Origin of the sequence: Photobacterium sp. GB-50, from assembly GCF_003026755.1 — a bacterium.
Taxonomy (GTDB): domain Bacteria; phylum Pseudomonadota; class Gammaproteobacteria; order Enterobacterales; family Vibrionaceae; genus Photobacterium.
Genome location: NZ_PYNX01000007.1, coordinates 114,156 through 129,555 on the forward strand (window position 1 = coordinate 114,156; position 15,400 = coordinate 129,555).

Consider the following 15,400-nt stretch of genomic DNA (forward strand, 5'->3'; position numbering starts at 1 on the left):
TTACTATAGGGCTATAATCTTTAATATCAATAACATGATAACGATTTACATTGTGTTGTTACACTTTTACGGATGAGTTTGTATTCTATGTCGAATGGCAGTCAAAAAGATAATAAAGCAGAAACAAACTCAGATATAAGTAAGAATGATCATACTAATGCGGTTTCGCAGCCTAAGCGATTCCGTCGCTTTCTATTTTGGACGATTTTACTTTTCACAACGCTTCCGCCTGTCGTACTTTCTATCTGGCTGAACAGTAAAGGGATCCACCTTAACAGCGTTTCAGGGTTACATTTCAAACATGGTCTTTCTGCCAAGAAAATCTCTGTCAGTATTAATGATACAAAATTAGAGTTTAACAATTTATCTCTTCAACGACGTCTCGATAAAACCAGTGGAGAAGTGTCGTATCATATAGTGGCAACAAAAACGAAACTGGTACTTCCTCCTGCAGCAAAATCAATGCTTAAAGAGAACAATGTACAACTTAACTACATTCACTTTTGGGATGCTGATTTTAAGTTTACGCATTTTAAGACACCTTTTCTTTTTTCAGCCCATGCGCGAAAAGTAACAGCATCAGCGCTGCATACTAACAGTGTAAGTGGGTGGCCTAACGCTATCCAGATACTAGAAGATGTTAACGTAGATTTTAATAGTGATCCTGATATTGCATTATCTGGCACAGTAAAGCACGGTGTGATAACCCTGTTTTTCCCTGACTATAATCCCTCTCCTCATTATCGTTTACCTTTTAACGATGGTGATTTTTCTATTGCTTGGAAGAAGGATTCAACTCCACTCAAAATTAATATTGGCTCTTTGGTTCCAGAGTGGGAAACCTTATATTCAATTTTAGAAAAGCAAATCATCACGAAAATGGCTTTCGCGATTGATTTCCATGATCCAATAGACTCTATGGTGTTAACCACTGATAAATTTCATATTGAAGAACCTAAATATTTGCCGCAATTTGTTGAGCGTGCCGATATTAATAATAAGGGCTACCACTTAGGACAAACCATTGCCAACCTTGCGCAATTGCCGATGCACAAATTTAAAGTGAAATCTTTTACTTACGGTGATTTAATTTTAGATGCGAAGGTGGTTTTAGAAACACCACTCGCAAATACAGAAGGTAAGACTGAACAAAAAAAGCATAAAAAGAAAACAGCTAAAAAACTGGCGACACAGAAACAAATTGATAGAAAAAAGGCAATAGATCAAGCGAAACAACAAGCAAAAGATCTTAACGTCACAGAAGAAGCGCGAACAAAAGCGAAATTTATTGTTCGTGGTAAAGCACTTGCGCCTAATCCCTACGATCTTGATGTGACAGTTCGTCACTTAACTAAAATTGATGCATGGGTTAATACCCACCTAACACGCAGTGACGGTAACAACCTTTACTGTGAATCTAAAATCCTCTTTAAACAGCCATTACCTACTTACTTCAATTGTAATGCTAACTTCAAAGACACCAAAGAATTTACAGATCGTCTAGGCCTAACTGAACTGCCTAACGCAAAGATCAATGGCCCACTGCGCTTTTGGGCTAAACAAACATCAGCTCCTATTGATGCGCCTAAGAATAAAAGCATGCTGCTTAACAACAAACTTGCTACCGCTTATTATGATGTAGGATTTGAATTACCTGAATCTTTTGAGATCGCCTTAAACAAGTACGCTCTCCCAGCAGGCTTATTCAAAAAATTTAATGGTGAGCACGCAGAACAACGTAAAAACAAACAACTTGCTGATGTTAAAATGATCAGTGATGGCAAAATCGAATTTAACGTGAATTTCTACGACAAGCTACTACGTGTCAATTTGAAAGATGACAGTAAAAAAATTAGTTTTGTTAATAAAAAAACACAATCGGCTATCAAACTAAATTTTAAAGATCTCAGCTGTCTTTACCCTAATTTGCAATGTCATATTAATGCAGAGATTGAAGCTAAAGCCGATAAGATTTATCCCATGCCTAATAGTTTGATTAAAAACTTCAATTTTCGCACCAACATGGTAGCAACATGGGCTAACAACCTCTTAGTCGCAAAAATGGCTAAGAATAATATTTCAATGGATAATGTTGATGTTCAAAGTATTCCTGGCTTTCAAAAGAGCCAAAGTAAGAATGTTAACTTCCAGTTAGATTCATTAGTCGGACTCTATACACAAAATAAACAAGGTACTATTGGTACATTTACCATTTACCAACCAGCAGAAACAAAGGCATCACTGAATTCTGAATTTGTAGTAAACCGCCAAGAAGGAGCTCATTCAGATGAAAACAGGCATCCATCATTAAGTCGCTATCGCGCAGATCTAGGGATCAAAGTTAATAATTTTTATCTTAGCCAAGATTTGAAATTAGACGATGACACGTCATTAGAAAACGTGAAGCCTAATACGGATAGTACAAATAAAGATCCGTCATCTAAAGTGTGTAATCCTGTCATGCGAAGTATTCCTACTCCACCGTATAAGCATAGTCACGCATACAGTGTTGAAGCGTTAATTAAAGATAACGTCTACTCAGCGACGGCTCTACCACAATTGAATGTTTGTGCGGGAGCAACACATTTCACTGCGCCATTACGTAACGAAATTGATAATCCAGAAGCTTTTTTAACCGCGTCTATCATCGATACATCAGGTAATATAAACCACAATACAGATAGTGACGTTATTCTTAAGCCACTGATCATTAGGTCTGATTACGGTATTGTATTTAATGTTCAACGTAATCAATTAAAACTGGGTAAAATTTACAGTGATGGCCACGTACAGTTATTAGGCAATGAGTTAACCCTCAACAATCAATTTAAAAACAGCAGAAAGGCTTTATTTGCAGATATTGATTTACACGCTAACTTTGACACTGGGAACTCTCACATAAAATTACAGCGTCACACATTTGATTTTACACCAGAGCAAGATCTCAAAAGCTATTACATTCCTATATTGCCGATTGATTTAAATATTACCCATGGTCAATTAACCACGAGTGCCGATATTCATATAAATAAAGATGCACAAATTACAGGCTCAATTGAACTATCAAGTAAAGGCATTACAGGTGCGTATGAAAGTTATCGCTTTGGTAACGTTGATAGCAATGTAGAATTAACGCTGATTGATTCTAATGTGAAAACACAATCACCGCTGGAAATCTCAGCCGATTATCTTGATCTGGGTATTCCGATGTCAAACCCTCGTTTTGTTGCTGATTTTGATACCGCAAAACAGTATTACCATATTGCACACGGTTCAACTGAGCTTTACGGGGGAAATGTCACTATTACACCACTCACTATCACTAGCCTGAGTAATATTAAAGAAGTTCCTTTAAAAGTAACGGGGATTGATTTAAAACGTGTCATGGCGATTGCGGATCAAGACAATATTGAACTAACAGGAAAAGTGGATGGTATTATTCCTATTGCACTTGATAATGGCAGTATTGTGATACGTAACGCTTCGCTCGATACCCGTACACCCGGCGGCGTATTACGCTACATTGAAGGCTCAAGCCTTGATAAAAAAATTAAAGAGGCGGGCGCGTCAAGTCCGCTCAATATTGTAAAGGTTTTAGAAAATTACCATTATAATAGTATTGCTCTTACCTTTGATTACGCTAAAAATGGCGACCTTTCATTAATAACAGAAATCAAAGGTCAAAGCCCAGACTTCCAGAACGGACGTCCGATCCACTTAAACATTAATTTAAATGACAATATCCCTAAATTATTGCGCTCAAAAGATTTGATTTATTCATCACATTTAGTCGCTCAAATCAAACAACAACTTGGCATTCAAGAATAAGAAGACAACTACCAGATATGATTACCTATAACAAACATTGCCAAAATCAAGACAATAAGAGTCGCTCTGATGGTCATTTTTCAGCAGTAAAAGCCGCTTTTCTGCTATTAGGCCTTTCGAGTATTATTGTAATCAGTGGCTGTACACCAAAGGTTGAGGTTGCACTTTCAGAAAAGCCGATCGTTATTAACCTTAACATCAATATTAAGCATGAAATCAATGTGAAAGCCGATCGTGAAATTAATGAGCTATTCAATGACAAAGATGTATTTTAAATTCGCTCTAAATGTACTGACTGGGCTAATGCTATTGTCGTCAGTGGCTCATGCATTAACGTTACAACAAGCTAAACAGCACGGACTGATTGGTGAGGCAAATAATGGGTATGTGGCCAGTGTACAACCTACTCCTTCACCGTCTTTACGTGCGTTAATTAATTCCGTGAATAACAAACGCCAACAAGGCTACTTGCATATCAGCAAAAAAAATAATCTATCATTAGATGATGTGACTAGCATGGCACAAGAAAAAGCGGTAAAGAAAACTTTACCGGGACAGTATTTTCAAACTAAAACGGGGGATTGGGTTAAAAAATAAACCCTTACTTATGTTAAGTTTTTCTTAACCCCATACTCAGTCTATTTAACTCTAAACTGTTCAGTATTCAGCGTATAATATTCTTAATTATAATTATATTTTTATCGCTATTACTATGCCCATCATTGATAACCTCAAACGTCTACGACCAATGGACGCGATTTTTATTTGTACTGCATTATTATGTTTACTGCCTATTATCAGTTCGCCAATCGCTTTAATTCTTGGTTTTCTACTTGCCAGTTTTGGTTTAGTCCCTTCACAATTTAATATCGCTGCCCTAACCAAAAAACTTTTATCTTATTCCATTATAGGTTTGGGCTTTGGTATCCATTTAAATGAGGCAATTGAAGCCAGTAAAGCTGGATTAGGCTTAATCATTTGCTCTATTTTCTTTACGCTACTTCTAGGCTGGATTGCTACTCACTTTTTATCACTAGATAAGAAAACCGGTCATTTAATTGCCTCTGGTACTGCAATTTGTGGTGGTAGCGCTATTGCAGCGGTTTCCCCTGCTATTAATGCAAAAGATGAGCAAACATCACTTGCCTTAGCAACGGTATTTGTCTTAAACGCTGTCGCACTGTTTGTATTCCCGGCTATTGGTCATTTATTGGACATGAGCCAGCACGCTTTCGGAACATGGGCAGCGATTGCCATTCACGACACTTCATCTGTTGTCGGTGCAGCTGGTTCTTACGGGGATGAAGCCTTAAAAACAGCAACAACGTTAAAGTTAGCGCGTGCATTATGGATCATCCCTGTCGCTTTTATCAGTGCTTTAATTTTTAAAGGGAACAGCAAGAAAATCGCGGTACCTTACTTTATCGTTTTATATTGTGTTGCTATTTTAATTGCGCACTTTTTACCGCAATTTCAATCTGTTTACGATATGATATTTACAGCTTCTAAACGTTTGCTGGTGGTGTGTCTATTCTTAATCGGCTCTGGGATCACTGTTAATAAGCTGAGAAATGCGGGTCCAAAACCAATGTTATTAGGTGTGCTACTCTGGCTTGCTATTGGTATATCCTCATTAATCTATATCGAAATGTTTATCCCTTAACTTTTCGCTATTGTCTAAACAAAGAGCCAGACTATATGTCTGGCTCTTTGTTTTTATACGCTGGTTAGCAGCCTTGAGTATTACATTTCCATAATTTGACGCCACATCTCTTCTAATTCTGCTTCTGATGGTATAGCACTATGCTCGATTTTTTTTACTACTCGACAGGGATTACCTACAGCAACAGAGTCTGCAGGAATATCTTTCGTTACAATACTACCTGCGCCAATGACACTTCTATCACCAATAGTAACCCCGTCTAATATTATGGCTCCGGCTCCTATCCATACATTATCACCAATAGTGATAGGATTAGCAGCGGCAATAGGTAAGACTCTTTCAGCAATATCTAATGGATGACCTGCTGTACTAATAACCACATTTGGTCCAATTTGAACGAACTCTCCAAGCATCACTGGAGCAATATCTAAAATTTTAACGCCTGCATTAAGAAAACCACCACGTTTGAAATGTATATTCTTTCCCATATCACAATAAAATGGCGGAAGAATAGTAACGCCATTTACCGAACCCAATAACTCAGACAGGATGCGATGATATTTTTCGTCTTCTGATGGTCGAGCATGGTTAAAGTCATACAGCTTTTCTTTAACACTTTGCTGAAATTGGACAAGTTCTGGGTTGATGGGTAAATGTACGGAGAAATCTGATAGTTTGCTGCTCATCCTTGCCTCTAATACCAATAGACATTTCAATATAATAAATAAAGTATCTGATGGCGCAGCTATTTTATATAACAAGAAACACGGATAAATAAAAAAGCGGCTATCATTTTGCCGCTTCGTGATAGAGATCTTAATTAAAAAGGATAAATACAATTTTGTTTATTCAGGTGAATATAACAACAAGTCAAAACGGCCATTACCATGAAGAATATCAAGATCAGGCTCATCCGCAATTAAATCACGAATAGATGGGCTTGCAATAATCGCACGCTCTAGATCTTCAATCGCTTGCTCTTCAATCCCTAATCGAGAATAAGCACAAGCACGCTGATAAAGTGCTGGACCATTGGTGTCATCCACCTCCAACACTCGATTACATAAGCTCAGCGCCCAATGGTATTCCTTAATTTCCATTGCCGCATCTGCTTTATAGGTTAACGCTTCAAGATCACCGGGGCGAATAAGTAAAATTTCGTCATACACGCCAATACGTTGTTCTGGTGTTTGAGAACTTTGCGCACGTAACCAAAGGTTATGAATTTCGTTAATTTTCTCAATTTCTTTATTATTTTCACTAATAATGCGTGTTTTACGTTTTAAATCTCGTTCAAGCGCCAAGAACTTCTTCTCATATTCTTGGGCAATCTTCTCTAATCGTTTATCCGCCATTTCAGTGGTGTTACTTTTGAACTCACGAAGAGACTGCCATCCAACAAAAGCGATAAGAGATGCGACACCCGCAATAATGTAGAAAAAGTAAGTGACGGTGACATTCGCATAATTTAATGACTTATCGGCAACTGATAATTCGCGATCGGTAATTTCTATCACCATTCGACGTTCAAGATCTTGCTGTGATTCACGTAAATCTTTCAATTCATCAAGAATATAACGTTCCATGAACGGCTTTTCTAACATGTCCGTTTCTGAGTATTTTTTTTCACTTGCCTGTACAGAAAAACAGAGAAGTAGAGAAACTAATAGCCCTATAAGCAAGCGCATAAGTATTCCTTTTACATAGGTAAACAGTACAACTTCTGAAACCATAGCAAATGGAGGGACTAAATAGCAAAAAGTGAAGGTAAATTGCTGAAAAATAGGTATATAAGCAGTTTAATAGAAATATATCGAATAATTAATCATCACTTTCTAGTTTTGTAATGATTGAAATAAGACCATTTACTCTTCTAAAATGTAAATCCCCTATTAAAAAACTAAATAGAAGTTATCAATAAATCAACATTACGAACTCACAGTATTATGGTTCAATTTCAACCCTATCGGATCTAGATACAGTTTGAATTGCGTGATGTTTACTCTCATCAACTTTAAGCCATACCACTGTAATAAGAATAACAAAGGCGATTAAATCGCAAATTGCACTGATTAATCCTGATGTCATTAGCGAAGCAACTATTAGCCCAATCGCAATCAATGCCGCTGTAATTCTAAGCTTTTTATCATTATTTTTATCTAACCATTTTTTCATACTTCACTCCTATCTGCTGATTAATAGTAATAGAGTGATGAAGGTTGAAAAATATCGATTGAGTATTTGATAGAGTAAAATAGTCTATCAAATACTCGTTATTAAATGTGAGTATTAAAAAGCGAACATACTATTTGGCTCTTACGATACAGATAGAGCATCAACTCGGTTAGCGATTATTGCTTATAGCAACGCTTTAATTCACTAAAGCGATAGAAATAGCTCCCAGCCTCAATAGGGTGACATGATGATTTAAAGCCAATTTCTTTCTCGTTATAAAGCATTTTCACAAGCAAATCATCAGCTTCACCACGATACACATCCCACTGAATATTACTGCTATAAGGTGCTACCCATTTACCGTGCCAATCATTGTTGTCGTAGCTAAAGGTCGTTTGAGGATCAACACCCTCTTCACTACCTTTCAATTGCATATTGGCAGCAAAAGGCATAATAGTTTCAGCATGGGCAAAACGTACCTTTAGTGCCGCCTGCTCATTACCTTGTTTAATTTTTTCGATTTCATTGAAAAAGTCATCAACCAATACCGATGCCATCTTGTAAGTAATATCAGTATTGTTAAAGCTTGGGCCTTTTTCATAAAAATCTTCACCATCTAATACATAGCTTAACCATTGAGTTTCTTCTGGAGTAAAGAATTGCTCAAAGTGCCAAGGCTCTTCACCTGCTTCTTGTGCCATACCTGGCGCAATTAAGTAGAGGTTAAACAAATGTATTACTGCATCGACTTCATTTTCTGCCAATAACTCATCAGGCTCTTCTGTTGAATAAAACTTCAGTTCACCATTTACTATTTGTTGTACAAACTCCGGACTATAGAGACTTTCTAATACTGCTTGTGCTACTTGATGAGATTTCTCGCTATCGAATAAACGATCAATAGCCGCTCTTAATGCAGCGTCGTGATCAACATAGTCATTGTATTCTTTGTTTTCTTTATGGAAATACAACTGCGCTTTGTTAACTTTTGGTTCTAACAGTAAATCGGCGAGATCTTGGTTATTTTCTGTCAAACCTTCAGTAAAAGCATTGGCACTTGCCAGTGCGCGATCTTTACCTGAATATTCCACCACAACATGACGTTGATTTTCTATTGCTTGATCAACCAAAGAATGATTGCGCTGTGCTGCACGCTTACCAATCGCCAACAATTCATCATGACCTAAACCGGATAAATTACCGTAACCTAACGCTTCGTTAGCTGCAGTCATACGTTCGATTTCAGCACCGAGCTTTTCACCTAATGGAGTAAGCGCACCTTGCTTTTGTGCCTCACGCCAAATTTGCATTGAAATATCGTCATATTTAAAACTGGAAAGTGCACGGGAGCCATGACGAGAGACCAACTCAGAATAAACTAACTCATAACCTTGCGGTGCTTGTTGGTAACTACCGCGTTTCTGCTGTGGCGCATAAGTTGTTTTTGTACCAAATTGATACTCAGTAACGGGAACGGGTTTATCATCTGAATGACAAGCTGTGATCCCGATAACGCCCAGAGCACAACACAAAGCAAGATAACGCATATAAAACCTTAATATTCGTGTAAAAACGCGAGATTATGCGAGTTATGTGACAACTTATCTTCATTTAGGTCAGGCTTTTGTCAACTTAAAACTATTCGCCGCGACAGAGGTTTAACATTTCGCAATCGGTAATTCATCAAGTCGTGTAGTCCAACGGTTAGAACGATGTGCTTGCTTCATATGCCAGTTGGAAGTTGCAATAACAGAGGCGGGTTTAATTCCATTTTTAAACTTCGCATTCATCATATCGGTGATTGCCATTAAATCTCGACGTTTAGCTTCATCATAAGCACTGGTATCAAACATATCTAATTGAAAACTATTGTTTTCAGCTGGCGTCAGTTCATCTAATATCACACCAACTTTTTGATACTCATAGCCTTCTTTATAGAGCTGTTTTAGCTGCTGTATTGCGGATTCAATAAACTTATAGTTATCTTGGCTTGGGCACATAAGTGCCACTGCGCTACTACGGTTTCGCTGTGGGAGTTGTTTATAGCGATTAGTACGTAAGAACACACCAACAATATTGGCTTGGCTTCTTTGTTTTCGTAGTTTTTCTCCCGCTCGTTGACAATGAAAAGCCAAAGCAGATTTTAACTCTTCAAACTCGGTAATGCCTTGCCCAAAACTTCGACTCGATAAAATTTGTTTTCGGGTTTCATCAATATCCCCAGGCGCAATGCACGCGACACCTTGCAATTCCATTATTGTTCGTGCAAGAACGACATTCCATACTCGCCGCATTTCTGGCGCGCTCTTTTGAGATAGTTGTAATGCATTATCAATACCTAATGTACGTAACTTCGTTGCCGTTTTTGCCCCTATTCCCCAAATATTTTGAATATCTGTACGGGCTAATAACCATTCTCTTTTATAATCACTGTCAATTTGAATGACACCATTCACCTGTCGCTCATACACTTTGGCTGCATGATTGCCCAATTTAGCCAAGGTTGCTGTAGCACCAATCCCTACACGAACAGGTAATCCAATATTTTTATAAATAGTGTCTTTAATTTCGCGACCATAATCTTGCAATTGTTCTAACTTAAAACCATCAAGACGAACAAAGGCTTCATCTATTGAATATTGTTCAACACACGGAGAAAATTTAGAGAGCTCTTCAATAAAACGACGACTCATATCGGCATATAAGTTGTAATTTGAACTACGTACCTGAACGCCTTTCATACGGACATCTCGTTCAACTTTAAACCATGGCGCACCACGTTGAATGCCCAGTGCTTTCGCTTGATCAGAAAGAGCGACACAACAACCATCGTTATTTGAAAGTACCACTAAGGGCTTATTCACTAACGTTGGATCAAACAACTGTTCACAAGAACAATAGAAACTCTTGGCGTCTACCAATGCCCACACTTGATCGTGTTTACCTGTAATAATTTCAGATATTGTCATTTCAAATACAGCATTAAAGTAAATTGTGAATATTACGGGTCACGACACCAAAAATTTCAGCATCTTGAGGTAGAGGAAATGATTTCATGGCTGGATTTTCTGCTTTTAACCACCAAGCATCATTTAAACGAATTAAACGTTTACAGGTAAATTCATCATATATGCGTGCAATAACTATTCGCCCAGGGATCACCTTTTCAGCCCGATCAACCACCAGCAAATCACCATCAAAAATTCCAGCGCCAATCATGGACTCACCGGATGCACGCAAAAAGAAAGTCGCATTAGGATGGCGGATCAAATACTCATCAAGATCTAAACTCTCTTGATGTCCATCAGCGGGAGATGGAAAACCACACATCACTGATTCAATAAAATACGGATATGCTGTCATTAAACAGACCAAAAATAATACTGTACATTTATACAGTTTAATACAATTGGTACTGTAAGGTCACTTTTTTTATTGTTTTTTCTCTTACTGCAAAAATCCATTATTCATGAAACATATTAAAAACTAGTAAATCAGTATTTTAATCGAATGAAAAATCATCAAACAGCGTTTTTTATACTATTTTAATGCGGAGAATATACCTTTATTGGATACAATGAATTAAATAAAATCCGATACTGAATATTGACGCCTATTTCTAGGCTTTCGTCGATATAGTATCTACTCTCAAAGATTATGGAGACACATATGACGTTGCTGACTCGTAAGGCAGTTACTCTTTTAGGCCTATTAGCTTTATCTGGTTGTGCATCTTCTGACAGCCCATGCGATTCAGGTTACCTTATGCCATCAAAAATTGATGGTGCTAATTTTCAGTGTGAAAAACCAACTCATACAGTCGTTCCTGAAACAACAGTAACGCCACCGCCAGTGATTGATAGCGATTATATCAACAACAATAATGCGCACCTTGAAGATGAGACATCAATGACTAACGACCAAGCATTTGGTGATATTTCTCCTTCTCGTTACACAGTACAAATCTTAGCACTAAGTGAAGAGCGTAATTTACGTGGTTACCTACAGCCAATTACAGGTAATGAGCCAATCTGGGTTAACTGGAAACATGTCGACGGCCGTAACTGGTACGCTGTCATTTATGGTAACTTTGCAACAAAAGATGAAGCTCGCCAAGCTATTCACAGTCTACCTGCATCTGTTCAAGCACAAGGACCATTCCCATTAAGCTTTGCCAAGGTGAAAGCTGACAAAGAAGGTCAGGTATACCAACTACGTTAATCAACCTTTGATTACGCAATAAAAAACCAGCACTTAGGCTGGTTTTTTATCGTCTATATTTTTTAACATAAATAAAAAACCAGAGTCATACTCTGGCTTTTTTGCAGTGATTAAATAGAGAGCTTATTCGCCATCTTTACTCACGTCTGTATTGCGCTTTTTCTTCGGCATAAATACGTCGTTACCCACCGCTTGGTTTTCGTAAAAACGTTTATCCACTTTCTTCTTAGCACGTGGAGCTTGCTGCTTCTGAGCAACCACTTTATCGCCTGTTGGTTTCTTCTTAATAAACTTCTTCTTAGGCGCAGGTTTCAACCCTTTAAACTTACCTTCTAACCCTTCGATAGTGGTAAATTCAATCTTCTGCTTTAAGAATGCTTCAACGTTTTTAAAGCTCTTCCAGTCTTTAGGGCCAACCAGTGATACAGCATCACCTTTGTTACCCGCACGACCTGTACGACCTACACGGTGTACATATTCTTCCGCGTGTTTAGGCATATCGAAGTTAATGACCAGTGATACGTTATCAATATCTAAACCACGAGAAGCAATATCCGTTGTAACAAGGATCTTATGACATGTGCGCTCAAATTGGCTCATGATGCTATTACGTTGGTTCTGGTTTAAGCTGCCACTTAATGCAACGGCTTTTAGCTTGCGCTCGTTTAGTTCAGCGGTTAAACGATCAGTATCAGCACGGGTTGCAGTAAAGATGATAACTTGTTTGTAATCTTGGGTTTCTAAGATTTTATCCAGTAACGCTTGTTTATGATCTAAGTGATCACAAAGAATAAAGCGTTGTGTAATATCTTTATGCTCTTCTGCTGAGTGGCCAATCGAAATACGCTTGGGGTTATCAAGCATTTCAGATGCAATTTCTACGACATCTGAATGGTCTAACGTTGCAGAGAACATTAAGGTTTGACGACGACGGTGGTTAGCCGCTTCGTTAATACGACGAAGTTGTGCTTCAAAACCTAAATCAAGCATACGGTCTGCTTCATCAAGGATTAGCATTTCTAAACCGTCAAGGTGCGTACTACGGTGCTCTAGGTGATCAGCTAAACGACCCGGTGTTGCAACAACAAACATAGGGTCATTACGAAGTGCTTTAACTTGATCATTAAAGTTTTCACCACCAACAATCAAGGTACCGTCATAAGGTGTACCTGCATTTAATGTACGTAATTGCGCAAAAACCTGTTTAGCCAATTCACGCGTTGGTGTCAGGATCAATACTCGAGGATCACGGCGTGTAAACGGCTTACTACGATACATACGTTGCATTGCAGGAAGCAAAAACGCCAATGTTTTACCGGAACCCGTTTTCGATGAGGCTAAGATATCTTTGCCTGCGATAGCAACAGGAATAGCTGTTTGCTGAATTTCGGTTGCTCGATCAAACGCCAAATGATTGATTTTTTTCAGTAGGCGTGGGTCTAATCCAAGATCTTTAAAATGCAAAATGACGCTCCGGTAAAAACAACTCTTTGGATAGAGTTTACAGTTAACTATGATGAATATCACAATAACGTGAAAAACATTAGCCGTTGATTATAACACAAGTTCTGATTAAGAAAGCATATTTACCTTTTTCATTTTCTCATAAAGCGGCAGATAAAAGCGAATTGGAAAGCAATGAGCATTTAGTCTAATCTAGCGAAGATTTATTCAATAAGGATGTATGATGTCAGAAAATAAATTCCCATTATGGTTAGCCGTTTCCTATACCCTCTTTTTCATCATTTTAGGAATAAACCCTGCTTTTAGAGAAGTATGGATAGCAGAAGCCATTCCGCTGATTATTATTTTTGGAATACTCATTTTCACTTTCCGTTACTATCGTTTTAGTAACCTTGCTTACGCTTTAATGGCAGTATGGTTAGTACTACACAATATCGGCGCTCACTATACCTTTGCGAATGTCCCATTTGATTGGTTTAATGATTTAATTGGTTCCCGACGTAATAATTTTGATCGTCTTGCCCACTTTTCAATTGGCTTTTATGCTTTCCCTATTGCTGAATATTTAGTGAGAAAAGACCATTGTAAGCCGCTTATTGCCGGTTTATTTGGTTTATTTGCTGTCATGGCGATTGCTGCTGGTTATGAGATCATTGAATGGTGGTACGCTGCAAGTGCTGGTGGTGAAGCAGGCATTGAATTCTTAGGCTCTCAAGGAGATATTTGGGATGCTCAGAAAGATATGTTAGCTGACACCTTAGGTGCCGTGTTTAGTTTGATCTTATTCTTTATTTTTAAAACCTATAAGCAAACCGAAGGTTAAAACATCTGCTGTTAAATGCTCATATCAAAAAGGCGCTCACTTCAATATAAAGTGAGCGCCTTTTGATTATTCGTAATTCAGTGCTAACGCTAATTATTCAGAGTCTGGATAACCATTTGGGTTAGTCGACTGCCAGCGCCAAGTATCTTGTGTCATATCATCTAAGGTTAATTTCGCTTCCCAATGTAACTCTGCTTTTGCTTTTGCAGGATCGGCCCAACATTCAGCAATATCACCAGGACGACGCGGTGCAATGCGGTAAGCCACTTCCACACCTGAAGCATTAGAGAATGCATCAACCATTTGCAGTACGCTGTTACCTTTACCTGTACCTAGGTTATAAATGTGTAAACCTGCTTCAGAGCCTTTATGGTTCAGTGCTGCTAAGTGACCATCAGCAAGATCAACGACATGAATGTAATCACGAACGCCAGTGCCATCAATCGTTGGATAGTCATTGCCAAACACAGATAGGAATTCACGGCGGCCAACTGCAACTTGAGAAATAAATGGCATCAAGTTATTCGGGATACCTTGTGGATCTTCACCCATAGTGCCTGATTTGTGCGAACCAACAGGATTAAAGTAACGCAGTAACGTAATGCTCATTTCTGGATGAGCGTGTTGAATATCGGCCAAACACTCTTCAACCATTAACTTACTACGGCCATAAGGGTTGGTCGCACTGGTTGGAAAGTCTTCTGTAATTGGTACAGAAGCGGGATCGCCATAAACCGTTGCTGATGAACTAAAGATCAATGCATTCACACCAGCCGCACGCATAGCTTCAACAAGCACTAATGTGCCATGAACATTATTATCGTAGTATTCAAGAGGCTTCTCTACTGACTCACCCACTGCTTTTAAACCCGCAAAATGGATAACAGCATCAATTTCATTTTCAGCGAAAACTTTATCTAAAAAAGCACGATCGCGAATATCCCCTTGATAAAAAGTAGGTTTAACGCCAGTTAGGTTTTCAATACGACCCAATACTGTTTCTTTACTGTTATACAAATTATCGACAATAATTGGTGTCATACCTGCTTCAATCATTTGTACACAAGTATGGCTGCCGATATATCCCATGCCACCAGTAACTAAAACACGCATAGTGTCTCCTAATCCTTAAAATAGAGGCTATCACATTCATACAAAGCTATATTAAGCCGTCATATTAAATGGATAATCAATCAGTTGACGATAATTATCGTGATTCATCACCA

14 protein-coding genes are annotated in these 15,400 nt (G+C 38.2%); 6 read left to right on the forward strand and 8 right to left on the reverse strand.

Annotated elements, in window-relative coordinates; all coding sequences use genetic code 11:
* Window positions 1-87 precede the first annotated feature (87 nt).
* The 4 genes from C9J41_RS11485 (at window position 88) to C9J41_RS11500 (ending at window position 5,491) form a co-directional block, all read left to right on the forward strand.
* Complete coding sequence (locus C9J41_RS11485) at window positions 88-3,828, forward strand: YdbH domain-containing protein (RefSeq protein WP_107294598.1); 3,741 nt, start codon at window positions 88-90, stop codon at window positions 3,826-3,828.
* Between the two features lie 17 nt (window positions 3,829-3,845).
* The gene (locus C9J41_RS22050) at window positions 3,846-4,103 is read left to right on the forward strand and encodes a YnbE family lipoprotein (protein WP_233217752.1); all 258 of its coding nucleotides are present in this window, start codon (window positions 3,846-3,848) and stop codon (window positions 4,101-4,103) included.
* The gene (locus C9J41_RS11495) at window positions 4,084-4,425 is read left to right on the forward strand and encodes a YdbL family protein (RefSeq protein ID WP_107207906.1); all 342 of its coding nucleotides are present in this window, start codon (window positions 4,084-4,086) and stop codon (window positions 4,423-4,425) included. Before C9J41_RS22050 ends, C9J41_RS11495 begins: the two co-directional genes overlap by 20 nt.
* 115 nt (window positions 4,426-4,540) lie before the next feature.
* The gene (locus tag C9J41_RS11500; protein WP_107294599.1) at window positions 4,541-5,491 is read left to right on the forward strand and encodes a YeiH family protein; all 951 of its coding nucleotides are present in this window, start codon (window positions 4,541-4,543) and stop codon (window positions 5,489-5,491) included.
* Between the two features lie 80 nt (window positions 5,492-5,571).
* Here C9J41_RS11500 and C9J41_RS11505 read toward each other — a convergent pair whose 3' ends face one another.
* The 6 genes from C9J41_RS11505 to C9J41_RS11530 form a co-directional block, all read right to left on the reverse strand.
* Window positions 5,572-6,177, reverse strand: coding sequence for a sugar O-acetyltransferase (locus C9J41_RS11505; protein WP_107294600.1), 606 nt, complete (start codon window positions 6,175-6,177; stop codon window positions 5,572-5,574).
* A gap of 159 nt (window positions 6,178-6,336) precedes the next feature.
* Window positions 6,337-7,179, reverse strand: a complete 843-nt coding sequence (locus C9J41_RS11510) for a tetratricopeptide repeat protein (RefSeq protein WP_107207902.1) — start codon at window positions 7,177-7,179, stop codon at window positions 6,337-6,339.
* A 256-nt stretch (window positions 7,180-7,435) separates the two neighbouring features.
* Window positions 7,436-7,666 carry a hypothetical protein gene (locus C9J41_RS11515; protein ID WP_107207901.1) on the reverse strand — a complete coding sequence of 77 codons (231 nt, stop codon included), beginning with the start codon at window positions 7,664-7,666 and terminating at the stop codon, window positions 7,436-7,438.
* 176 nt (window positions 7,667-7,842) lie between these two features.
* Window positions 7,843-9,213, reverse strand: a complete 1,371-nt coding sequence (locus C9J41_RS11520; protein ID WP_107294601.1) for a histidine-type phosphatase — start codon at window positions 9,211-9,213, stop codon at window positions 7,843-7,845.
* Window positions 9,214-9,324: 111 nt separating this feature from the next.
* Window positions 9,325-10,635 carry a Y-family DNA polymerase gene (locus tag C9J41_RS11525; protein ID WP_107294602.1) on the reverse strand — a complete coding sequence of 437 codons (1,311 nt, stop codon included), beginning with the start codon at window positions 10,633-10,635 and terminating at the stop codon, window positions 9,325-9,327.
* A gap of 13 nt (window positions 10,636-10,648) precedes the next feature.
* Window positions 10,649-11,029, reverse strand: a complete 381-nt coding sequence (locus C9J41_RS11530; protein ID WP_107207896.1) for a LexA family transcriptional regulator — start codon at window positions 11,027-11,029, stop codon at window positions 10,649-10,651.
* Between the two features lie 306 nt (window positions 11,030-11,335).
* Between C9J41_RS11530 and C9J41_RS11535 the strand changes: the two genes are divergently transcribed.
* Window positions 11,336-11,887: an SPOR domain-containing protein gene (locus tag C9J41_RS11535; protein ID WP_107207894.1), complete on the forward strand. Its 552-nt coding sequence runs from the start codon at window positions 11,336-11,338 to the stop codon at window positions 11,885-11,887.
* A 123-nt stretch (window positions 11,888-12,010) separates the two neighbouring features.
* Here C9J41_RS11535 and C9J41_RS11540 read toward each other — a convergent pair whose 3' ends face one another.
* Window positions 12,011-13,351, reverse strand: coding sequence for a DEAD/DEAH box helicase (locus tag C9J41_RS11540; RefSeq protein WP_105062160.1), 1,341 nt, complete (start codon window positions 13,349-13,351; stop codon window positions 12,011-12,013).
* A 223-nt stretch (window positions 13,352-13,574) separates the two neighbouring features.
* Between C9J41_RS11540 and C9J41_RS11545 the strand changes: the two genes are divergently transcribed.
* Window positions 13,575-14,174 (forward strand): DUF2238 domain-containing protein, encoded by a 600-nt coding sequence (locus C9J41_RS11545; protein WP_107207893.1) that lies wholly within the window; start codon window positions 13,575-13,577, stop codon window positions 14,172-14,174.
* A gap of 93 nt (window positions 14,175-14,267) precedes the next feature.
* Here the strand turns inward: C9J41_RS11545 and galE are convergent, their stop codons facing one another.
* The gene (galE, locus tag C9J41_RS11550) at window positions 14,268-15,287 is read right to left on the reverse strand and encodes a UDP-glucose 4-epimerase GalE (RefSeq protein WP_107207892.1); all 1,020 of its coding nucleotides are present in this window, start codon (window positions 15,285-15,287) and stop codon (window positions 14,268-14,270) included.
* Window positions 15,288-15,400 lie beyond the last annotated feature (113 nt).